Source organism: Bacillus sp. FSL M8-0071 (assembly GCF_037975455.1).
Taxonomy (GTDB): domain Bacteria; phylum Bacillota; class Bacilli; order Bacillales; family Bacillaceae; genus Bacillus; species Bacillus subtilis.
In genome coordinates this window covers 3,421,662-3,443,341 of record NZ_CP150256.1, presented here as the reverse complement: position 1 = coordinate 3,443,341, position 21,680 = coordinate 3,421,662, and the positions used below count along the sequence as shown (strand labels likewise).

Here is a 21,680-nt window from a genome sequence, read left to right as displayed (position 1 = left end):
CGTGAAAAGCTTGCAGGTTATCTGCAAGCTTTTTCTTATGAACAAGTGTAGATTGCTGTATCAAATGCATCTTCTGGGATATACAGTTTTCCCTTTTCGTATTTATAAGGAATTTCATTCTCTTTAAAACACTCTTTTTCATATTCAGTTAGTGTATCCCCAATTTCTATGTATTTCCCGGTATAGTTGGGCTGACATGCTGAAAGAATTGACGTCATTGCCAGAAACAGCATGATTTTCTTCATCACGACACCTGCCTATTATGAAAATTTTACCTTTGTCATTCTATTATAACAAAAAGAAAAAGTCCGATTTACTATTCCGCACATGCTATAATAATTTTGGAATCTTCTAGAAAAATCATCGTGATGTACATATAAGGGGGATCAACGTGTATCGGATTTTGCTTGTGGAAGATGATGAGCGGATTGCTTCTTTGCTGGGCGGTCATCTTCAAAAATACGGATATGAAGTGAAAATTGCTGAACAGCTGAATGATATAAAATTGGAATTTGCAGAAATGAAGCCTGATCTTGTGCTGCTTGATATCAACCTGCCTTTTTTTGACGGGTTTTATTGGTGCAGGCAAATCCGTACCATTTCCAATGCGCCGATTATCTTTATATCGGCACGGACCGATGAGCTGAATCAGGTAATGGCGATTGAAAATGGCGGCGATGATTATATCACAAAGCCGTTCCATCTAGAGGTAGTGATGGCCAAAATCAAAAGCGTCCTGCGCCGCACATATGGTGAATATTCGCCCTCTTTGCCGCAGGAATCTAGAATAGTGGAGCTTGGCGGGCTGACGATTTATCCTGATCAGAATGAGGCCGAATGGAACAGCGTCCGGATTTTGTTTTCCCAAAAAGAATTCCAGCTTCTCTCGATTTTTGTGAGGGAGCATAAAAAAATTGTCTCTCGTGATGAACTATTGGAGGCGTTATGGGATGACGTTGATTTTGTCGATGACAATACGTTAACGGTCAATGTCAATCGGCTGCGGAGAAAACTGGAGAATGCAGGACTGACAGATTGCATTTCCACAATCAGAGGACAAGGTTATCAATTTCAAGTCAATCGGAAGGATGAAGCGGAATGTTAAAGACTTATCTCATCGACCGCTTAGCCATTATTCTATTTTCATTATTAGGGATAGGGTCCGCCATGCTGATTGCGTATTTAAGCATTGTAGAGAGCGGCGCAGAACCTTCCAAAGAAAATATGATGTACATATGGATTTTGCCCGGTACTCTTTTAGCCGCAGGTTTTGCTGCTGATTATGTTCGGCAATTTTCCTTTCTCACATATGTTAAAAAGCTTGCAGAACAAGCCTCTTCTTCGAATGACATCGGACAGTCTTTGAAAGCCAGAAAGCCAAGAACAGGAGAGCAAGCGCTTTGGACGAAGATGATCAACGCACTCGGGCAGCAATACGAAAGCAGGCTCTCACAATATATCAATCAGCAAAAACAGCATTACACCTTCACCAACCAATGGGTCCACCATATGAAAACACCGGTATCTGTCATATCCTTAATGATTCAGGAAGGAAAAAACGGAACCTCATCCTCTTTTCCGACGTTTTTAGAGGAGCTGGAGGATGAGAATGAGAGATTTCGCCACGGTCTTGATATGATGCTGCAAACGGCCCGGCTGGAGGAATTTGCATTTGATGTAAAGCCGCAAACCTTTGATTTGGCAGAAATGGTTCGTTCACTGATCAATCAGGAAAAACGTCAGTTTATTAAACGGCGCCTTTTTCCAACATTACATGTGCCGCCAAATGCCATTCAGATTTCCAGTGATCAAAAGTGGCTTTCCTTTGTTGTTGAGCAAATCTTTTTCAACGCCTTAAAATATTCCAAGCAAGGTGTGGGAGACCCTATTACAATCCGTATTGAAACGCAGGGACATGAGACGCGATTGTCGGTTGCCGACGAAGGAATCGGCATACCGCCGCAGGATCTGCCGCGGATTTTTGACGCGTTTTTTACCGGAGAAAACGGACGAACCATGAAAGAGGCAACTGGAATGGGCCTTTATTTAGCAAAACAGGTGTGCAGTCGTCTCGGCCATAAGCTATATGCGGAATCAAAAGAAGGGGCTGGCACTGTGATGACCATCGTGTTTTCAAGTGACACCCTCGTGAATGTGACAGCATTGTAAGGTTGGGGAGCGGAATTGCAAGAAAGTTCGATGGGAGGATGCTGACTTCCTTTTTATAATAAAGAAAAAGGAGGAGCAGAACATGAACGTGTTGCAAACAACGAACCTATCGAAAACGTACTATTCAAATAAAGGAACAATATCATACCAAGCGCTCAGCGCCTTTGATCTTAGTGTGTCAAAAGGGGAATTTGTCGGGATTATGGGGCCGTCGGGAAGCGGAAAAACCACGCTTTTGAATTTGCTGGCTACCATTGATAAGCCGACCCAGGGCGAGATGATGATCAACGGCATTCAGCCGAAAACGTTAAAGGACCAAGAGCTGGCTTTGTTTCGCAGAAGAGAACTCGGCTTCGTCTTTCAGGATTTTAATCTGCTTGATACGCTGACGATTCGTGAAAATATTCTCTTGCCGCTCGCATTGGATAAGGTAAAGCTGAGAGAAATGGAAGCCCGATTGGATGAACTGGCGGATACGCTGCAAATCAAGCAAATTCTCGATCATCGCACATATGAGGTTTCGGGCGGACAGCAGCAGCGGGCAGCCTGTGCCAGAGCGATTATTCACAATCCGGCGCTCATCCTTGCCGATGAACCGACAGGAAACCTCGACTCAAAATCGGCAAAGCAAGTGATGAACACACTGGCTCAGTTGAATGAGGAAAAGGAAGCGACGATTCTGTTGGTTACGCATGATGCCACAGCAGCAAGTTTCTGTAAACGAATTGTTTTTATTAAAGACGGACGTTTCTTTTCAGAGATTCACAGAGGAACAAACAGGCAGGTGTTTTATCAAAGTATATTGGATACCTTGAGTGTGTTGGGAGGCGATTTTCATGAATTTGAGAACTATCGCCCGTAAAAACATTCTTGGGAATCTGCAACGGTATGTGGCCTACTTTTTAAGCTGTGTGTTTGCCGTTTCGGTGTTTTTTGTCTTCACATCATTTATTTTTCATCCTGATGTCAATGAAGACAATATATATGGAGGAAGCCTTGTCAAAACATGCTTGAGCGCAGCTCTTGTCGTCATCATTGTGTTTTGTATATTTTTCATCACATATTCCAATTCAGCGTTTTTGCAGGCAAGAAAGAAAGAGTTTGGGCTGCTGACACTGTTTGGCACATCAAAGCAGCAGCTTCGCAAGATGATTTATTATGAGCAGTCACTTATTTCTCTTGCGGCGATTGCGGCCGGCATTGGAGCAGGCCTGTTATTTTCAAAACTGTTTTTTATGATCATGACATGGATGCTCAGCGTGAAGGTGCCGATTTCGTTTGCCATTGTGCCGAAAGCGTTTGTGATGACAATTGCCGGCTTTCTCATCCTGTTTCAGACGCTGCTCATTTTATCACTGGGACGGATTCGGAAGCTGGAAATCATTGAACTGATTAAATCAGCCAAAAAGCCGAAAAGTTTGCCAGTTTATTCGAAATGGCTCACTGTATTGTCTTTGCTATGTCTTGGCAGCGGTTATTATCTATCTGCAACAGCCAATGCAATTGACATGATGTTTCGGGTTTTTCCAATTTTGATTTTAGTGTTAATTGGCACGTATTTCTTTTTTACCCAAAGCAGTGTGGCATTTTTCCGCATGCTGTACCGAAAGAAACACAGCTTCTACAAAGGCACAAATATCATTGTGCGTTCCAACATGATATTCAGGCTGAAGGATCATGCACGCATGCTGTTTTTAACCTCTGTCATTACAGCGGTCATACTAACAGCTACAGGTGTCATCTATATGTTTTATTCCGGTTTACAAAGGCAGGAGGAGCAAAGCATTCCTCAGTCTGTTTCCTGGGTGGAAAAGGATGCTTCCCGCTTTCAGGTCATGAAGCCTGAGACGGCTGAGAATACATTGAAAAAAGCTCATGCTGTTATCAAGTATAAGGTGGATGCCACAGGGATTCCTGTCACTTTTCAATCAGACTTGCCGTATGGAAATAAGAAGATGGAAGCGGAAGCTCTGCTGATTTCAGAAAAAGTCTATAATCAAGTCGCAAAGGAAAAAGGGTTCCCAGTTATTCATTTACAAGAAAATGAAGCATTTATTAATGTTTCTTTTCAAATGATGGTGAAAGACACATTTGGAGAAGGGGAAACAGCAGCATTTCATATGAAGTCAGGAAAAACCCTTTCCTACGTCATGAAAAAGCAGCAAAACAAAGGGATATTGATGTCTGTCGATGGAGTCAGCCGTTTATTGGTTGTCAGCGAAAAGAGCTTTGACAGTCTGTTACAGGATGTGCCGCTGAAGGAACAGATGAGAATGGTAGGTTATGAGCTTGAGCATTGGCAGGAGACGGTGGATGTCTCTGAAAAGCTTGAAAACATGGTGCCGAAAGAACATACATCTGATTTTCAAACACGTGCTCCCAGTTATCAAATTGTAAAGCAGGGAGTTGCATTAATGCTGTTTATTGGTCTGTTTGTCAGCGTGCTGTTTTTTATCGTGCAAGGAAGCATGCTGTATTTGCGGATGTTTACGGAAATAGAAGATACGAGAGTGCAGGTGTTAGCGTTAAAGAGGATAGGGGTTACGGACAAAGAGATTCACTCGATCCTTGGAAAGCAAATAGGATTTTTATTCTTCATCCCATTTATCGCAGGTACGATTCACGCGGGCTTTGCGTATGCAGCGTTAAGTAATATGCTGAATTCCAATTTATTTCTTGAGGCCGTAATTGTCATCTTCATTTATTTTGTATTCCAGGCTCTTTATTATATCGTTACCCGTCATATTTATAAGCGTGCTGTTCTTCAGCGTATGTAATATGAAATCCGGTCTGTTATCAGACCGGATTTTTGATTTATTGAAATTCTCTTGTGAGATTTTTCGGTGTTTGCCCTTGGATCGCTGCGAGCATATTTTCGGCGGCCTGTTTGCACATGTTGAAGCGCACTTTAGCTGTTGCTGAACCGATATGAGGAAGCAGCGTGACATTATCCAGCTGCAGGAGCGGATTATCTTGGGTGACAGGCTCTTTTTCGTATACATCTAAGCCGGCTCCCCTGATCCAGCCTTCCTGAAGAGCGCGAATCAGTGCTTTTTCATCAACTGTCTTTCCCCGGGAAATATTGACGAAAATTGCTGAATCCTTCATCAACTTAAATTCGCGTTCTCCTATCATGTGATAGGTTTCATCAGTCAGCGGCGTAATGAGAAGAATAAAATCAGATTGCTCCAGCAATGTATCAAGCTCTGCATACTTAACGCCGATGCTGTCTTCTGTTTCTTGTTTGCGATGTCGGTTATGATAAAGCACTTCCATATCAAAACCAAATTTGGCGCGTCTCGCTGCTTGTTCTCCAATTCTGCCCATGCCGATAATGCCTAACGTTTGATGATGAACATCAATTCCGAAAAGCGCTTCCTCTTCCACGGTTCCCCATTTTCCTGCTCTGACAAAACGGTCCAGTTCGGCAACACGTCTGGCGGAAGACAGAATCAGTGAAAAAGCCAGATCTGCAACTGTGTCATCCAGTGTATAAGGTGTATGAGTCCCGACGACTCCTCTTTCTTTCATTGCTTCTATATCGAAGTTATCGTAGCCTACTGATTGGTTGCTGACCACTTTGAGCTTAGGCGCGTGTTCCAGCAACTCACGATTGATTGACGGTCCGGACGTCCCTGATGTTAAAAGCCCCTCCGCTTCTTTTAATTTTTCAAATAGCACGTCACTCGGAAGCGTATCCTCCTGCCATACTTCATAACGGCAATGTTCACCGATGAATGCTTCAATCTCTTCAGGAATCGGTTTTGTGATAAATACAAATGGTTTCAACAAGGCTCCCCCTTTATGGCTGTTGTCTAATTCATTATATCGAAAATAAATAGATGTTAAAAATATAGCTGCGTTTTTTTAATTTCTGGTTCTTTTGAACTTAAAATGAAGATCGAACAGCTAAATCTGCTTAAAAAAGTTTTTTAATTATCAGAATTCACCCATATTTTTTGTCAGACAAATCATCGATATACGAACTGCAGCCGGATTATAGGATGCATTAAATATAAATTTTATTATCTTTGAAAGATATAAATGTTTATGTTTTGATTCTACAGTCCAATTATAGTGTCTTTTTTTGAAAACCTTTTCTTGGCTTATTCCTATGCTATAATTCCTTACTGTAAGCTGGGTAAGAAGGCTTGCAAAATCATATGGATGGGAGATGAATCAAATGGTTTCTTTAACATCAATTTTGGAACACAATCAGCGGTTTGTCAGTGAGAAGAAGTATGAACCGTACAAAACGACAAAGTTTCCTTCGAAAAAGCTCGTCATTGTCACCTGTATGGATACAAGGCTTACAGAACTTCTTCCGCAAGCAATGGGGCTTAAAAACGGTGATGCTAAAATTGTAAAAAACGCGGGAGCCATCGTTTCTCACCCATTTGGAAGCGTGATGCGAAGCATACTGGTCGCGATTTATGAATTGCAGGCTGAAGAGGTATGCATTGTCGGCCATCATGAATGCGGAATGTCTGGGCTGAATGCGTCCTCGATTCTTGAGAAAGCAAAGGAACGCGGGGTGGAGGATAGCTGCCTGAATTTGCTGACGAGTGCCGGACTCGATTTGAAAACGTGGCTGACTGGTTTTCACAGCGTGGAAGAAAGCGTTTCCCACAGTGTGAACATGATTAAGAATCATCCGCTGCTTCCGAAAAAAGTGCCGGTTCACGGACTTGTCATTCATCCTGAAACAGGAAAACTTGATGTGGTCATTAACGGTTATGAAACTGAGCTTATAAACAATCACTCATAAGGGAGGTTATAATAAAATATGCGATTCTCAGGGAGATTCAAGGGATACAATTTGCAGAAATTTCAGAAAGACTTGATTGCAGGTATCGTAGTAGGTGTCGTGGCAATTCCTTTAGGAATGGCGTTTGCCATTGCCTCGGGAGTCGAGCCTGAATATGGGCTGTACACTGTTGTTATAGCAGGGATTTGTATTTCTTTGTTTGGAGGATCAAAATATCAGATTGGCGGTCCGACGGGCGCCTTTGTCCCGATTTTATTCGGCATTGTCATGCAGTACGGCTTGGAAAATCTGCTGATTGCGGGGTTTATGGCAGGAGTGATGCTGGTGCTGTTTGGGCTGTTTAAGCTCGGAAAAATAATGAAATTCGTGCCCAAACCCGTTATCGTCGGTTTTACAGCCGGAATTGCCGTGCTGATCTTTACGGAACAAATCGCTAATTTTCTCGGATTGAGAAATGTTGAAAAACATGAGAACTTTCATCACAACATGTTTGAAATTGTGCAGCAGCTCGGCACCTTTAACGTTTATGCCATTTTGACAGCTGTGATCGGGCTCGTCATTTTGCTTGTATCCGCCAAGGTGATGCCTAAAGTGCCGGGCGCTTTGTTGGCGCTTCTTATTTCCACAGTGGTCGCGGTTGTCTTTTTCCCTGACCGCATGGCAACGATTGGGTCAACTTATGGAGAAATCCCCCGCCATTTGCCGGAATTTCAGTTTCCTGAGCTTACTTTGGATAAAATGGTTATGCTGTTTCCGGCTGCGCTTGTCATCGCGCTTCTTGGAGGACTTGAGTCGATTTTGTCCGCAATGGTCGCTGATAACATGAAGGGCTCAAAGCATGACAGCAACAAGGAGCTTGTCGGCCAGGGGATTGCGAATATGGCAGCGCCCCTGTTTGGCGGAATCCCGGCTACAGGAGCGATTGCGAGAACGGCGACCAATATAAAAAACGGAGCGGTTTCCCCAGTTTCCGGCGTCGTTCACGGCGTAGTCGTTCTCCTTGTCCTGCTTGTATTTGCGCCTTATGCGTCCCATGTGCCGCTCGCCAGTATGGCACCGATTCTCATGGTGGTCGCATGGAATATGAGTGAGCGCAAGGAAGTCGCAAACATGCTGAGACTGAAAAATGCTGATTCCTTTATTTTGGCGGCGACCTTCGCCCTTACGGTTCTGTTTGACTTAATCATCGGTGTGGCAACCGGATTGCTGCTTGCATTCGTGTTCTTTATCAGAAGAATGAGCGAAGCGACCCGCATCCACAATCAGGAAACGCATCCTGTTCTGGCGAAGAGAGAAGATCCATCTGTCAGCATGTATGCCATAGAAGGGCCGCTGTTTTTCGGATCAATTGATTCCCTTGAATCGTCATTGCTGGAGCATGTACAGAAAAAACCGAAAACCCTTATTCTGCTCATGAATAAGGTGCACTATATGGATACGTCAGCTGAAGCGGTGCTTGGGAACATTATGAATCGAATTAAGCGCCACAATGGAAAGCTGATGATTGTAGGATTGCAATCGCAGCCAAAGGAGCTGCTGCATAAAACAGGCCTTTTTCACAAAATAGGAAAGCAGCATTTCTTTGATCATCATGATGAAATCACAGGTTAAAAAAAGCGGCCATCGCGGCCGCTTTTTTATGCATGTTCAAATCGTTTTGTCAGTTTTTCTTGGTGTGCCTTCATGATGTCTTCTAAAGAGACACCATACATATCAGCAAGAATGGCGATATTTCCGATGACATCTCCCATTTCTTCAATCAATTCTTGTTTTTGCTCAGCGCGTGACGATTCTTTCTCATCCGGCCGGTCTCTGCCGATTTCATACGCCCTGACAGCCCGGGCCAGTTCTCCGGCTTCCTCCATTAAAAAGCCGACGCGAATAAAAGGTCCGTATTCTGTCCAGCCTCTTTTTTCGTAAAACTCTTTCATCCATTTTTCTGCATCAGCCAGCTCCAACCTCATCACTCCTGCATTCTTTATGTATTTCATATTGATATTATCACATGAAGATGGGACAATATATAGTGTGTTTTTGAATGTTTAACACGATATATAGATGCGGAGATGACAAGATGAAAACCATTTGTGTATTTGCGGGATCAAACCCTGGGGGAAATGAAGCGTATAAAAGAAAAGCGGCAGAGCTTGGCGTGTATATGGCTGAGCAGGGAATCGGCCTTGTCTATGGGGGCTCCCGCGTAGGCTTGATGGGCACGATTGCCGACGCGATTATGGAAAACGGCGGAACTGCAATCGGGGTCATGCCGAGCGGTTTGTTCAGCGGGGAGGTTGTCCATCAGAATCTGACTGAGCTGATTGAAGTAAACGGGATGCATGAACGAAAGGCTAAAATGAGCGAGCTGGCGGACGGCTTTATCTCGATGCCGGGCGGCTTCGGTACATATGAAGAATTATTTGAAGTGCTGTGCTGGGCACAGATCGGCATCCACCAAAAGCCAATCGGACTGTACAATGTAAACGGATATTTTGAACCAATGATGAAAATGGTGAAATACAGCATTCAAGAAGGGTTTTCTAACGAATCGCACTTAAAACTGATTCACAGCTCGTCACGGCCGGATGAGTTAATTGAGCAAATGCAAAATTATTCTTATCCGATTTTAGAAAAAAAGTGGACAGAAATTTAAAAAAGAGATTTTCTCATGGAAGCGGAGAGAATGAGTCAGCAACCTAGCGTATGAATCCATGAAAAATCGAGTGTTTTTAACAAAGTGAGGTTTCCTTAAGGGAAATCTCTTTTTTATTTCTCTTTTGCCTGCATCGTATATTTAACAGTAATAGAGGACTTTATCACTAGTTTGGATAATAAGCACAGATAAGGAGGGGATGAAAATGGCAACATTGTCAGATGTGGCAAAAAAAGCAAATGTTTCGAAGATGACGGTATCACGAGTGATCAATCACCCTGAGACGGTGACAGATGAATTGAAAAAGCTTGTTCATTCTGCGATGAAAGAGCTGAATTACATCCCTAATTATGCGGCGAGAGCGCTCGTGCAAAACAGAACACAGGTTGTGAAACTATTGATACTTGAGGAAATGGATACGACAGAACCATATTACATGAACCTGCTGACAGGAATCAGCAGGGAGCTGGATCGCAATCACTATGCTCTCCAGCTTGTAACAAGAAATTCTCTTAATATTGGCCAATGTGACGGCATTATTGCCACCGGCTTGAGAAAGAACGATTTTGAAGGTGTAATAAAAGCGTTTGAGAAGCCGCTCGTCGTATTTGGGCAAAATGAAATGGGCTATGACTTTATCGATGTGAATAACGAGAAAGGCACTTTTATGGCAACCCGCCATGTTATGGGGCTTGGGGAGCGGGAAGTTGTCTTTTTTGGCATTGATTTAGATGAGCCTTTCGAACGTGCAAGAGAACAGGGGTATATACGGGCGATGAATAAAAGCTTTAAAAAATCGAATATGTTTCGGATCGACAACAGTTCTAAGAAAAGTGAAGGCCTTGCAAGAGAACTGCTGAAATCCATGGACAATCAAGCCGCATTTGTCTGCGCATCTGATCGAATCGCGCTCGGCGTCATTCGTGCGGCGCAATCCCTTGGAAAGAGAATTCCAGAAGACGTTGCGGTTACCGGGAATGACGGTGTGTTTCTTGATCGCATCTCCTCGCCGCGCTTGACTACGGTCAGACAGCCTGTTGTTGAAATGGGGGAAGCCTGTGCGAAAATGTTGCTGAAAAAAATGAATGAAGACGGTGCTGCACAAGGAAGTCTATTTTTTGAACCAGAGTTAATTGTACGAGAATCAACGCTGTAAGCGCCTTATTCTGTTATCGGTAACAGGGTGAAAAGGATTGTTCCCACAATTTCATCATGATACTTTCAAACTATGAGCCGGCTTCAATAAAACGGAAATCAAAGGGGGAAACATGATGGAATATGCAGCGATTCACCACCAGCCATTCAGCACAGATGCTTATTCTTATGATGGGCGGACTGTGCATATCAAGATTCGGACGAAAAAAGGTAATGCAGATCACATTCGATTCATTTGGGGTGATCCCTATGAGTACAACGACGGCAAATGGTCGGCAAACGAGCAGCCGATGAGGAAAATTGCTGCTACAGAAATGCATGACTATTGGTTTGCTGAAGTGGTGCCGCCATTTAGGCGTTTACAATATGCGTTTGTTGTAACAGACGATCATGAAGACATCTTTTTCGGAAGTTCGGGTGTATGCCCTTATAACAAAAAAACACTGGAAACGATTCATTATTACTTTAAATTTCCGTTTGTTCACGAGGCTGATACATTTCAAGCGCCTGAATGGGTCAAGTCAACGGTTTGGTATCAAATTTTTCCGGAGCGTTTTGCAAATGGAAGAGAAGACTTGTCACCGAAGAATGCATTGCCGTGGGGGAGCAAGGACCCGGACGTCAATGATTTTTTTGGAGGAGATTTACAAGGAATTGTTGACAAGCTTGATTATTTAGAGGATTTGGGGGTGAACGGCATTTATCTGACGCCGATCTTTTCCGCGCCTTCTAATCATAAATATGACACGCTGGATTACTTTTCTATTGATCCGCATTTCGGGGATCCTGAGCTTTTTCGTACATTGGTCAGCCAGCTGCATCAGCGGGGGATGAGAATTATGCTTGATGCGGTTTTTAACCATATAGGAAGCGCGTCTCCGCAATGGCAGGATGTCGTCAAAAACGGAGATCAATCCCGCTATAAGGACTGGTTCCATATTCACTCTTTTCCCGTCACAGACGACAATTATGACAGATTTGCTTTTACAGCTGATATGCCGAAGCTAAACACGGCTAATCCCGAGGTGCAGAAATATTTGCTTGATATTGCTTTGTACTGGATTCGGGAATTTGACATTGACGGCTGGCGTTTGGATGTCGCAAATGAAGTGGATCACGTGTTTTGGAAGACATTCAGGCAGGCTGTATCAGCAGAAAAGCCTGATGTTTATATTTTAGGTGAGATCTGGCATTCTGCCGAACCCTGGCTTAGAGGGGATGAATTTCATGCGGCGATGAATTACCCTTTTACAGAGCCTATGATTGAATACTTTGCTGACCAGACGATCTCAGCTTCACGTATGGCTCACCGTGTCAATGCACATTTGATGAATGGGATGAAGCAGGCCAATGAGGTGATGTTTAATTTACTGGATAGCCATGATACAAAGCGCCTTTTGACCAGATGCCGCAATGATGAGAAGAAAGCACGCGCATTGCTGGCCTTTATGTTTGCTCAGGCAGGTTCTCCCTGCATTTATTACGGAACAGAAATCGGGCTGGACGGCGAAAATGATCCATTATGCCGGAAATGTATGGTTTGGGAAAAGGAGAAGCAAAACCAAGACATGCTGCAATTTATGAAACGGTTAATTGCTTTACGCAAGCAGGAAAACACTTTATTGACTGAAGGACATCTTGAGTGGAATCGGCTGGACGACAAAAATGATTTCATTAGCTTTTCGCGGACTCTTGATGAAAAAATACTGATTTATTTCTTTAATCAAGGGAATGTGGTTCAACACGTCAGTTTACGAGAGTTGAATATTGATAGGAATAAGAAAATCTGTGATGCATGGACAGAGCAGCCGCTTCATCATCACGATGTCATTACCGTTCAGTCGGGAGAATTTTTGATTTTGAGTGCTGCCGCCCCTGTATAACATTCTGTTATCGGTAACAAATCGAAAGTTGTTGTAACCGCTTTCTACAGGACAATACAATTGTTATAGTTTCGTAAATAGAAGGGGGAAAAGAGATGGTTCTTTTTAAAAAGGGGTTCGCCATATTGGCGGCATCATTTCTGGCAATCGGCCTTGCCGCCTGCTCAAGTTCAAAAAATCCAGCAAGCGCTGATGGCAAAAAGGTGCTGACTGTGTCTGTCGAAGAAACGTATAAAGAATACATTGAAAGCATAAAAACAAAGTTCGAAAAAGAGAATGATGTCACAGTAAAAATTGTTGAAAAGCAAATGTTCGAACAGTTGGAGGCGCTTCCTCTTGATGGCCCGGCGGGTAATGCGCCTGATGTTATGCTTGCTGCATATGACCGGATCGGCGGTTTGGGACAGCAAGGACATTTGCTTGACATTAAGCCATCTCATACAAAAAGCTTTGGTGATAAAGAAATGCAGCAGGTGACAGTTGACGGCAAAGTGTACGGAATGCCGCTAGTCATTGAGACACTTATTTTGTATTACAACAAAGATCTTTTAAAAACAGCGCCAAAAACATTTAAAGACCTTGAAAAGTTAACGGAAGATCCTCGATTCGCGTTTGTTTCGGAAAAAGGAAAATCAACCGGATTTTTAGCAAAATGGACTGACTTTTATATGTCGTACGGCTTATTGGCTGGATACGGCGGATATGTGTTTGGAAAAAACGGCACAGATTCCGGGGACATCGGCCTGAACAATAAAGGAGCTGTAGAAGCGGTGAAATATGCGGAGAAATGGTTTGAAACATATTGGCCGAAAGGAATGCAAGACAATTCAAGCGCAGACGACTTTATTCAGCAGATGTTTTTAGAAGGCAAAGCGGCTGCGATCATTGGCGGTCCTTGGTCAGCTGCCAATTATAAAGAGGCTAAATTGAACTACGGAGCGGCTCCCATTCCGACATTGCCCAATGGAGAAGAATATGCCCCTTTTGCGGGCGGGAAGGGCTGGGTAGCTTCAAAATATACAAAAGAGCCCGGGCTGGCTGAAAAATGGCTTGAGTATGCTGCAAATGATGCCAATGCTTACGCTTTTTATGAGGATACAAACGAAGTTCCGGCCAACACGGCTGCAAGGAAGAAAGCCGATGAGCAAAAGAATGAACTGACGTCAGCTGTGATTAAACAATATGAAACAGCAACGCCAACTCCAAATATTCCGGAAATGGCTGAAGTATGGACAGGAGCGGAAAGTTTAATTTTTGATGCAGCTTCAGGAAAAAAATCGACACAAACATCAGCGAATGATGCTGTAAACGTCATAAAGGAAAATATTAAAGAAAAGTATGTGAAATAAAACGGCGGGATAGCGTCCGGAAGAATAGAGGGCGGAAAAAATGAATAAACATCACACACTTGCAAAGCAAAAACGAAAGGCAGGGCTTTTATCGATCATTCCAGGACTTGGGCAGATTGCGAATCAGCAATTGTCAAAGGGGCTCTTATTTCTTGCCATCACAGGCTTGTTTGCTTTTGAATTATGCGTTTTCGGTATACAGGCGCTAACCGGATTAATGACATTGGGAAGTGTTCCCGGTGAAGATCACTCGCTGTTTATGCTGATTGAAGGCACGCTGCAATTAATCGTGACAATGATTTTCCTCATGTTCTATATCTTTAATATTCATGATTCACGTAAGACCGCCGCTATGAAAGCGGCGGGTTTGGAAGTCAATACAACAGCCAAGGATATGATCTGTCATGCGGGCGATAAAGGGTTTCCATATCTATTTACACTGCCGGCATATATCATGATGGTGTTTGTGATTATCTTTCCGGTTTTGGTGACTCTGTTTGTTGCATTAACAAACTATGATTTTTATCATATTCCGCCTAATCGTCTGATTGACTGGGTCGGGTTTAAAAATTTCTTGAATATTTTTTTCCTTGGCTCCTATCGTGAAACATTTGTGAATGTACTGGGCTGGACGGTTATCTGGACAATCTGCGCAACAACGCTGCAAATCATTTTAGGTATTGTGACGGCCCTTTTCGTCAATCAGGATTTTATAAGAGGCAAGCGGATATTTCGAATGATTTTCTTATTTCCATGGGCTGTTCCGGCGTTTATTACAATCATGAGTTTTTCCAACATGTTTAACGACAGCATAGGAGCGGTGAATGCACAGGTGATTCCACTATTCAATCACCTGCCGTTTGTAGAGCTGCCTGCGATCGCGTGGAAGACCGATCCTTTCTGGACAAAGACAGCCCTCATTATAATTCAGACGTGGCTTGGCTTTCCATATATTTATGTCATGGTAACGGGAGTGCTTCAGGCGATTCCAGGTGAATTGTATGAAGCGGCAAAGATTGACGGGGCCACTTTTATTCAGCGTTTTCGGCATATTACATTTCCGATGATTTTATTTGCGACAGCACCCGTGATGATTACTCAGTATACGTTTAATTTCAATAATTTCTCGATCATCTACTTATTTAATGAGGGAGGGCCAGGCAGTGCGGGAGCCGGGGCCGGGTCGACCGATATCTTAATTTCGTGGATTTATAAACTGACAACAGGCACATCACCCCAATATTCCGTTGCGGCGGCTGTGACACTGTTAATTTCTTTCATTGTCATTGGAATTTCACTAATTGCTTTCAAAAAATCGAATGCTTTTGGCAATGAGGAGGTTATGTAGGTGAACGCGAGAACTGCCAGATTACTTAATAGAATCTTTACGTATTTCTTTTTGACGCTTTTAAGTATTGTCATTATATATCCGTTGCTGATTACGGCATCATCAGCATTCCGGGTGGGGAATTCGGCGGCTTTTCAGCTCGATTTTTCGGGTGCTTGGACATTGGATCATTTTAAGCGGCTATTTGACGAAACGCTTTATCTCAATTGGTACAGCAATACACTTGTCATCGCGCTATCGGTCATGGTTTTGCAGGTTACGATTGTGACGCTTGCCGGGTACTCGTACAGCCGCTATCGGTTTGCAGGCAGAAAAAAGAGCCTGATATTCTTTTTAATCATTCAAATGGTGCCGACAATGGCGGCGCTGACTGCTTTTTATGTCTTGGCGATGCTAATAGGCGCACTCGATCAATACTGGTTTTTAACAGCGATCTATATCGGCGGCGGAATTCCGATGAACACGTGGCTGATGAAAGGTTATTTTGATACTGTGCCGAGAGAAATTGATGAAGCCGCGCGAATTGACGGAGCGGGACATCTGAGGATTTTCGCTTCAATTGTTCTGCCGCTTGTTAAGCCAATGCTCGCGGTGCAAGCGCTTTGGGCATTTATGGCACCGTTTGGCGATTATTTGCTGGCAAAGTTTTTGCTTCGCTCACCGGAAAGGCTGACCATCGCTGTAGGATTACAATCCTTTATTTCTAATCCGCAGCAGCAAAAAGTAGCTCTATTTGCGGCTGGTGCCATCCTTGCCGCACTGCCGATATGCGTTCTATTCTTTTTTCTCCAAAAGAACTTTGTGTCCGGTTTGACAGCCGGCGGAACAAAGGGGTAATTCAATGAAGAATCTGGAGAATAAAAGCTTTATCATCCGCTGCCTGAAAGCGGCTGCATCTCCATCAGGTGTTTGCAGCTATGGGAATACCTTCAGCTGGCTGCAGCTCTCTTTTCTCTTTATGTTTTTAACGGCCTGCTTAATGGCGCCGTTAGCGGTTTCGTTTGTGAAAATGGATCGCTTCAGCGTTGCATCTTTTATGCCGTCAGCGATTCAAGGGGTTAATGATCAATTTGCTGATCAATTACAGGGTTTTCAAATCAGGAACGGAAAACTAACAGGCGGGAAGAGCTCTGAGAGGATTGAAGATGGGCAGAATGTGATGGCAGTCGATATGAAGCATGAATATGAGACAAGCGGTGAAAATGGGCGATTGAAAGTAACTGGATTTGAAAACGCCGTCATATTTCAACCTGATCAACTGGTGATCACCGATCAAAACGAAACGGGGTTTTCTGTTGGCTATGCGAAAATGGACGTTAAGCTCGAGAAACCAAACGCCCATGATGTAGAGGTTTTGATCGATACATTATGGTTGGCACAGTATAAGCCGATGATCATGATGCTGGCATATGCGGTAATCTTTATGATCCAGCTTTTGTTAACGTTTGTTCTTGCAGGTGGCCTCTGGATCACAAAAATATCAAACATGATCTCTATTGCGTCATTCAAGGAAGCAGTATCTACGGCGATTTGCGCCTCGGCACTGCCGGCATTTGCGGCAGCTGCTATCGGCATGGTTCATTTTGATTTGATTACTGTATTGATGATCCATTCGTGTGGCGTTACTTTGATGATTTCTTTTGCATTTAGATATTTGACCAAAACCCGCCATGATAATGGAAACTTACATTCGGGAGGAAATGATGATAAATCAGCGGTTATTTGAGATTGATGAATGGAAAATCAAAACAAATACATTTAATAAGGAGCATACACGGCTGCTGGAAAGCCTGACGTCTCTTGCCAATGGCTATATGGGGGTCAGAGGGAATTTTGAAGAAGGCTATTCAGGCGACAGTCACCAAGGCACATATATTGCAGGCGTGTGGTTCCCCGACAAAACGCGAGTAGGCTGGTGGAAAAACGGGTATCCAGAATATTTCGGAAAAGTGATCAATGCGATGAACTTTATGGGCATAGGCCTATATGTTGACGGTGAAAAAATCGATCTCCATCAAAAACCAATCGAATCATTTGAGGTAGAACTCAATATGAAAGAGGGGATTCTGCGGCGAAGCGCTGTTGTCAGCATTCAGGATAAATCCGTCAGAATCAGGTCAGAGCGGTTTCTTAGCCTTGCTGTAAAAGAACTCTGTGCGATTCATTATGAAGCGGAATGCCTGACGGGAGATGCTGTCATTACGCTTGTTCCTTACCTGGATGGAAATGTGGCAAATGAAGATTCTAACTACCAAGAACAGTTTTGGCAGGAGGAAGCGAAAGGTGCTGATTCTTACAGCGGCCATTTAGCGGCAAAAACGATCGAAAATCCATTTGGAACACCGCGCTTCACGGTTTTAGCCGCGATGGCAAACGAAACGGAGGGTTTTGTCAATGAAAGCTTTAAAACGAATGAAATGTATGTCGAGAATCGCTACAGTTATCAAACGAAAGCATCATTGAAAAAGTTTGTGATTGTCACGACTTCACGTGATTTTCGTGAGGAAGAGCTTTTATCAAAAGCCAAGGAGCTTTTGGCGGATGTGGTTGAGTACGGCTATGAAAAAGCAAAACGGAGGCACACTGATCGATGGAAGGAAAGATGGGCAAAAGCGGACATTGAGATTAAAGGAGATGAGGAGCTTCAACAAGGAATACGCTACAACATCTTTCAGTTATTCTCGACATATTACGGGGGCGATGCCCGTTTGAATATCGGGCCGAAAGGATTTACTGGCGAGAAATATGGAGGTGCCGCATATTGGGATACTGAGGCGTACGCCGTTCCGATGTATTTGGCGACAGCCGAGCCGGAGGTGACGAAAAACCTGCTTTTGTATCGCTTTCATCAGTTGGAGGCTGCCAAACGAAACGCTGCAAAATTGGGGATGAAGGGGGCACTTTATCCGATGGTGACGTTCACCGGTGATGAATGCCACAACGAATGGGAAATCACCTTTGAAGAAATTCACCGCAATGGCGCGATCTGTTATGCGATCTACAATTATATCAATTATACAGGCGACTGTGACTATATGGAAGAATACGGGATAGACGTACTTGTGGCAGTCAGCAGATTTTGGGCCGACCGTGTTCACTTCTCGAAACGAAAAAATAAGTATATGATCCATGGCGTCACAGGGCCGAATGAATACGAAAACAACGTTAACAACAATTGGTATACGAATGTTATTGCGGCTTGGACGTTGGAGTATACTCTACAAAGTCTCGAAAGTATCTCAGCGGAGAAACGCCGCCTTCTGGATGTGCAGGATGAAGAATTGAAAGTCTGGAGAGAAATCATCCAGCACATGTACTATCCGTATAGTGAAGAACTGCAAATTTTCGTTCAGCATGACACGTTCTTGGACAAAGATCTGCAAGCAGTTGCCGAATTAGATCCAGCGGAGCGGCCTCTTTATCAGAAATGGTCATGGGACAAGATTCTCCGCTCCAATTTTATAAAGCAGGCAGATGTTCTCCAAGGCATTTATCTTTTTAATGACCGTTTTACAATGGAAGAAAAACGGAGAAACTTTGAATTTTATGAGCCAATGACTGTTCATGAATCAAGCCTATCGCCCTCTGTCCATGCGATTCTCGCAGCCGAACTCAAGCTGGAAAAGAAAGCGCTCGAATTATATAAGCGCACAGCAAGGCTTGATCTTGATAATTACAATCATGATACGGAAGAAGGCTTGCATATTACTTCAATGACGGGTAGCTGGCTGGCAATCGTTCATGGCTTTGCAGGCATGCGCACCGCGAATGAGACGCTGTCATTTGCTCCGTTTTTGCCAAAAGAATGGGACGAATATTCATTCAACATCAATTATCGAAACCGATTAATCAATGTGACGGTTGACGAAAAGCGCGTTATTTTTGAGCTTGTAAAAGGCGAGCCGCTGCACATGAACGTTTATGAGGAACCGGTTGTCCTACAGGGACGATGTGAAAGGAGAACGCCTAATGAGTGAATGGTGGAAAGAAGCTGTCGTTTATCAAATTTACCCGCGCAGTTTTTATGATGCCAATGGAGATGGATTCGGAGATTTGCAAGGTGTGATTCAAAAGCTGGATTACATCAAAAATCTCGGGGCGGATGTCATCTGGCTCTCCCCGGTATTTGATTCCCCGCAGGATGACAACGGATATGATATCAGCGATTACAAAAACATGTACGAAAAGTTTGGGACAAATGAAGATATGTTTCAGCTGATTGATGAAGTCCATAAACGCGGAATGAAAATCGTCATGGATTTGGTCGTGAACCACACATCAGATGAGCATGCTTGGTTTGTTGAAAGCCGCAAGTCGAAGGACAATCCTTACCGGGATTATTATTTTTGGAAAGATCCTAAACCGGACGGCTCAGAGCCGAATAATTGGGGATCGATCTTTTCAGGCTCAGCGTGGACATACGATGAAGGAACAGGGCAGTATTATTTGCACTACTTTTCAAAAAAACAGCCTGATTTAAATTGGGAAAACGAAGCCGTTCGCCGGGAAGTTTATGATGTAATGAGATTCTGGATGGATAGAGGCGTTGACGGCTGGCGGATGGATGTGATCGGCTCTATTTCTAAATACACCGATTTTCCGGACTACGAAACGGATCACAGCCGCAGCTATATTGTCGGCCGTTATCACTCTAACGGCCCCCGTCTTCATGAGTTTATTCAAGAGATGAACAGGGAAGTGCTTTCTCATTACGACTGCATGACAGTCGGAGAGGCAAACGGCTCTGATATTGAAGAGGCGAAAAAGTACACAGATGCAAGCAGGCAAGAGCTGAATATGATCTTTACATTTGAACATATGGATATTGATACAGAACAAAACTCGCCAAATGGGAAATGGCAGATCAAGCCATTTGATTTGATTGCTTTAAAAAAGACGATGACAAGGTGGCAGACCGGGTTAATGAATGTCGGCTGGAATACCCTGTATTTTGAGAACCATGACCAGCCGAGGGTTATTTCCCGCTGGGGCAATGATGGGAAGCTGCGTAAGGAATGTGCGAAGGCATTTGCAACGGTTCTGCACGGCATGAAAGGAACGCCGTTTATTTACCAGGGAGAAGAAATCGGCATGGTCAACAGCGATATGCGGCTGGAGATGTATGATGATCTTGAAATAAAGAATGCATATCGTGAACTAGTCGTCGAAAACAAAACGATGTCAGAAAAAGAGTTTGTCAAAGCCGTGATGATAAAAGGAAGGGATCATGCGAGAACACCGATGCAGTGGGATGCCGGAAAACATGCGGGATTCACAACCGGAGACCCGTGGATACCGGTAAATTCCCGCTATCAAGATATCAATGTGAAAGAGTCCTTGGAAGATCAAGATTCGATTTTCTTTTACTATCAGAAGCTCATTCAATTACGAAAGCAATATAAGATTATGATATATGGCGATTATCAGCTGCTGCAGGAGAATGATCCGCAGGTCTTTTCTTACCTTCGAGAATATCAAGGGGAAAAGCTTCTTGTCGTTGTGAATTTATCGGAAGAAAAGGCTCTGTTCGTAGCGCCTCCAGAACTGATTCATGAGCGTTGGAAAGTGCTGATTTCAAACTATCCGCAGGAGCGGGCTGACTTAAAGAGTATTAGCCTCAAACCTTATGAAGCTGTGATGGGCATTAGTATATGAAAGCGGTCATTTTTGATTTAGACGGAGTGATAACAGATACTGCTGAATATCATTTTCTCGCTTGGAAGCACATCGCAGAACAAATCAATATTCCCTTTGACAGAGACATGAATGAAAGGCTAAAAGGAATCAGCAGAGAAGAGTCACTTGAAAGCATATTGATCTTTGGCGGTGCGGAAACAAAGTATACAAATGCGGAGAAACAAGAGCTTATGCATCGGAAAAATCACAATTATCAAACGCTGATCAGCAAATTGACGCCGGAAGATCTTTTACCGGGGATTGGCAGGCTCCTATGTCAATTGAAAAACGAAAATATAAAAATCGGGTTAGCATCTTCAAGTCGCAATGCTCCTAAGATTTTAAGACGTTTGGCAATTATCGATGATTTTCATGCCATTGTTGATCCGACGACTCTTGCGAAGGGGAAGCCTGATCCTGACATCTTTTTAACAGCTGCAGCGATGCTCGATGTTTCCCCTGCTGATTGCGCGGCAATAGAAGACGCAGAAGCAGGTATTTCTGCAATCAAATCTGCCGGGATGTTTGCGGTTGGTGTCGGTCAAGGACAGCCGATGCTTGGTGCTGATCTGGTTGTGAGGCAGACGAATGATTTGACACTTGAGCTGTTACATGAGGAATGGGAGCAGTATAGAATAAAAAGTGTTTAAGGGAGTCAATTCCTTGAAATGAAAAAACCTGC

Annotated in this window: 19 protein-coding genes; 16 read left to right on the top strand and 3 right to left on the bottom strand. The window is 43.6% G+C overall.

The window, feature by feature from the left end; genetic code table 11:
• Positions 1–35 precede the first annotated feature (35 nt).
• On the bottom strand, positions 36–245 hold the full coding sequence (locus MKX71_RS17835; protein WP_029318346.1) for a hypothetical protein: 210 nt from the start codon (positions 243–245) through the stop codon (positions 36–38).
• Between the two features lie 146 nt (positions 246–391).
• Here MKX71_RS17835 and psdR point away from each other — a divergent pair, with 146 nt between their 5' ends.
• From psdR to psdB, 4 genes are all read left to right on the top strand, one after another.
• A complete protein-coding gene (psdR, locus tag MKX71_RS17830; protein ID WP_003244535.1) occupies positions 392–1,105 on the top strand; it encodes a two-component system response regulator PsdR in 714 nt (237 codons plus the stop codon).
• Positions 1,099–2,169 (top strand): two-component sensor histidine kinase PsdS, encoded by a 1,071-nt coding sequence (gene psdS / locus MKX71_RS17825; protein WP_339231441.1) that lies wholly within the window; start codon positions 1,099–1,101, stop codon positions 2,167–2,169. Before psdR ends, psdS begins: the two co-directional genes overlap by 7 nt.
• Before the next feature lie 82 nt (positions 2,170–2,251).
• Positions 2,252–3,031, top strand: coding sequence for a lantibiotic ABC transporter ATP-binding protein PsdA (gene psdA / locus MKX71_RS17820; protein WP_339231439.1), 780 nt, complete (start codon positions 2,252–2,254; stop codon positions 3,029–3,031).
• The gene (gene psdB / locus MKX71_RS17815; protein ID WP_339231438.1) at positions 3,006–4,946 is read left to right on the top strand and encodes a lantibiotic ABC transporter permease PsdB; all 1,941 of its coding nucleotides are present in this window, start codon (positions 3,006–3,008) and stop codon (positions 4,944–4,946) included. Before psdA ends, psdB begins: the two co-directional genes overlap by 26 nt.
• Positions 4,947–4,983: 37 nt before the next feature.
• Here psdB and MKX71_RS17810 read toward each other — a convergent pair whose 3' ends face one another.
• Positions 4,984–5,961, bottom strand: coding sequence for a D-glycerate dehydrogenase (locus MKX71_RS17810; protein WP_015251153.1), 978 nt, complete (start codon positions 5,959–5,961; stop codon positions 4,984–4,986).
• Positions 5,962–6,343: 382 nt separating this feature from the next.
• On the opposite strand from MKX71_RS17810, the gene MKX71_RS17805 reads away from it, so the two are divergent.
• Positions 6,344–6,937 carry a carbonic anhydrase gene (locus MKX71_RS17805; protein WP_010886620.1) on the top strand — a complete coding sequence of 198 codons (594 nt, stop codon included), beginning with the start codon at positions 6,344–6,346 and terminating at the stop codon, positions 6,935–6,937.
• Positions 6,938–6,955: 18 nt separating this feature from the next.
• Positions 6,956–8,548: a SulP family inorganic anion transporter gene (locus MKX71_RS17800; protein WP_014480994.1), complete on the top strand. Its 1,593-nt coding sequence runs from the start codon at positions 6,956–6,958 to the stop codon at positions 8,546–8,548.
• Positions 8,549–8,574: 26 nt separating this feature from the next.
• Here MKX71_RS17800 and MKX71_RS17795 read toward each other — a convergent pair whose 3' ends face one another.
• Complete coding sequence (locus tag MKX71_RS17795; protein ID WP_015714766.1) at positions 8,575–8,895, bottom strand: MazG-like family protein; 321 nt, start codon at positions 8,893–8,895, stop codon at positions 8,575–8,577.
• Between the two features lie 116 nt (positions 8,896–9,011).
• On the opposite strand from MKX71_RS17795, the gene MKX71_RS17790 reads away from it, so the two are divergent.
• The 10 genes from MKX71_RS17790 (at position 9,012) to pgmB (ending at position 21,648) form a co-directional block, all read left to right on the top strand.
• Entirely contained in the window at positions 9,012–9,587 is a 576-nt protein-coding gene (locus MKX71_RS17790) for a TIGR00730 family Rossman fold protein (RefSeq protein ID WP_003228180.1), read from the top strand.
• Positions 9,588–9,792: 205 nt separating this feature from the next.
• Positions 9,793–10,743 carry a LacI family DNA-binding transcriptional regulator gene (locus tag MKX71_RS17785; protein ID WP_029318349.1) on the top strand — a complete coding sequence of 317 codons (951 nt, stop codon included), beginning with the start codon at positions 9,793–9,795 and terminating at the stop codon, positions 10,741–10,743.
• 112 nt (positions 10,744–10,855) lie between these two features.
• Entirely contained in the window at positions 10,856–12,625 is a 1,770-nt protein-coding gene (mdxD, locus tag MKX71_RS17780; protein WP_339203295.1) for a maltogenic alpha-amylase, read from the top strand.
• 95 nt (positions 12,626–12,720) lie between these two features.
• On the top strand, positions 12,721–13,974 hold the full coding sequence (mdxE, locus tag MKX71_RS17775) for a maltodextrin ABC transporter substrate-binding protein MdxE (RefSeq protein WP_339231436.1): 1,254 nt from the start codon (positions 12,721–12,723) through the stop codon (positions 13,972–13,974).
• Between the two features lie 40 nt (positions 13,975–14,014).
• A complete protein-coding gene (mdxF, locus tag MKX71_RS17770; RefSeq protein ID WP_339231435.1) occupies positions 14,015–15,322 on the top strand; it encodes a maltodextrin ABC transporter permease MdxF in 1,308 nt (435 codons plus the stop codon).
• Positions 15,323–16,159, top strand: coding sequence for a maltodextrin ABC transporter permease MdxG (gene mdxG, locus MKX71_RS17765; protein ID WP_339231434.1), 837 nt, complete (start codon positions 15,323–15,325; stop codon positions 16,157–16,159).
• A gap of 4 nt (positions 16,160–16,163) precedes the next feature.
• Complete coding sequence (locus MKX71_RS17760) at positions 16,164–17,048, top strand: DUF1189 domain-containing protein (protein ID WP_339231433.1); 885 nt, start codon at positions 16,164–16,166, stop codon at positions 17,046–17,048.
• Positions 17,026–19,299, top strand: a complete 2,274-nt coding sequence (mdxK, locus tag MKX71_RS17755; RefSeq protein ID WP_339232053.1) for a maltose phosphorylase — start codon at positions 17,026–17,028, stop codon at positions 19,297–19,299. Before MKX71_RS17760 ends, mdxK begins: the two co-directional genes overlap by 23 nt.
• Complete coding sequence (gene malL / locus MKX71_RS17750) at positions 19,292–20,977, top strand: oligo-1,6-glucosidase (protein WP_339231431.1); 1,686 nt, start codon at positions 19,292–19,294, stop codon at positions 20,975–20,977. Before mdxK ends, malL begins: the two co-directional genes overlap by 8 nt.
• Positions 20,974–21,648, top strand: a complete 675-nt coding sequence (pgmB, locus tag MKX71_RS17745) for a beta-phosphoglucomutase (protein WP_339231430.1) — start codon at positions 20,974–20,976, stop codon at positions 21,646–21,648. Before malL ends, pgmB begins: the two co-directional genes overlap by 4 nt.
• Positions 21,649–21,680 lie beyond the last annotated feature (32 nt).

Excerpts from the sequence above, each read along its gene's own strand:
- MKX71_RS17785 (WP_029318349.1), top strand. The coding sequence starts at position 9,793 with ATGGCAACATTGTCAGATGTGGCAAAAAAAGCAAATGTTTCGAAGATG.
- MKX71_RS17800 (WP_014480994.1), top strand. The coding sequence starts at position 6,956 with ATGCGATTCTCAGGGAGATTCAAGGGATACAATTTGCAGAAATTTCAG.
- mdxE (WP_339231436.1), top strand. The coding sequence starts at position 12,721 with ATGGTTCTTTTTAAAAAGGGGTTCGCCATATTGGCGGCATCATTTCTG.
- malL (WP_339231431.1), top strand. The coding sequence starts at position 19,292 with ATGAGTGAATGGTGGAAAGAAGCTGTCGTTTATCAAATTTACCCGCGC.
- MKX71_RS17835 (WP_029318346.1), bottom strand. The coding sequence starts at position 245 with ATGAAGAAAATCATGCTGTTTCTGGCAATGACGTCAATTCTTTCAGCA.
- psdA (WP_339231439.1), top strand. The coding sequence starts at position 2,252 with ATGAACGTGTTGCAAACAACGAACCTATCGAAAACGTACTATTCAAAT.
- MKX71_RS17790 (WP_003228180.1), top strand. The coding sequence starts at position 9,012 with ATGAAAACCATTTGTGTATTTGCGGGATCAAACCCTGGGGGAAATGAA.
- mdxD (WP_339203295.1), top strand. The coding sequence starts at position 10,856 with ATGATGGAATATGCAGCGATTCACCACCAGCCATTCAGCACAGATGCT.
- MKX71_RS17760 (WP_339231433.1), top strand. The coding sequence starts at position 16,164 with ATGAAGAATCTGGAGAATAAAAGCTTTATCATCCGCTGCCTGAAAGCG.
- MKX71_RS17805 (WP_010886620.1), top strand. The coding sequence starts at position 6,344 with ATGAATCAAATGGTTTCTTTAACATCAATTTTGGAACACAATCAGCGG.
- psdB (WP_339231438.1), top strand. The coding sequence starts at position 3,006 with ATGAATTTGAGAACTATCGCCCGTAAAAACATTCTTGGGAATCTGCAA.
- mdxF (WP_339231435.1), top strand. The coding sequence starts at position 14,015 with ATGAATAAACATCACACACTTGCAAAGCAAAAACGAAAGGCAGGGCTT.
- psdS (WP_339231441.1), top strand. The coding sequence starts at position 1,099 with ATGTTAAAGACTTATCTCATCGACCGCTTAGCCATTATTCTATTTTCA.
- mdxK (WP_339232053.1), top strand. The coding sequence starts at position 17,026 with ATGATAAATCAGCGGTTATTTGAGATTGATGAATGGAAAATCAAAACA.
- pgmB (WP_339231430.1), top strand. The coding sequence starts at position 20,974 with ATGAAAGCGGTCATTTTTGATTTAGACGGAGTGATAACAGATACTGCT.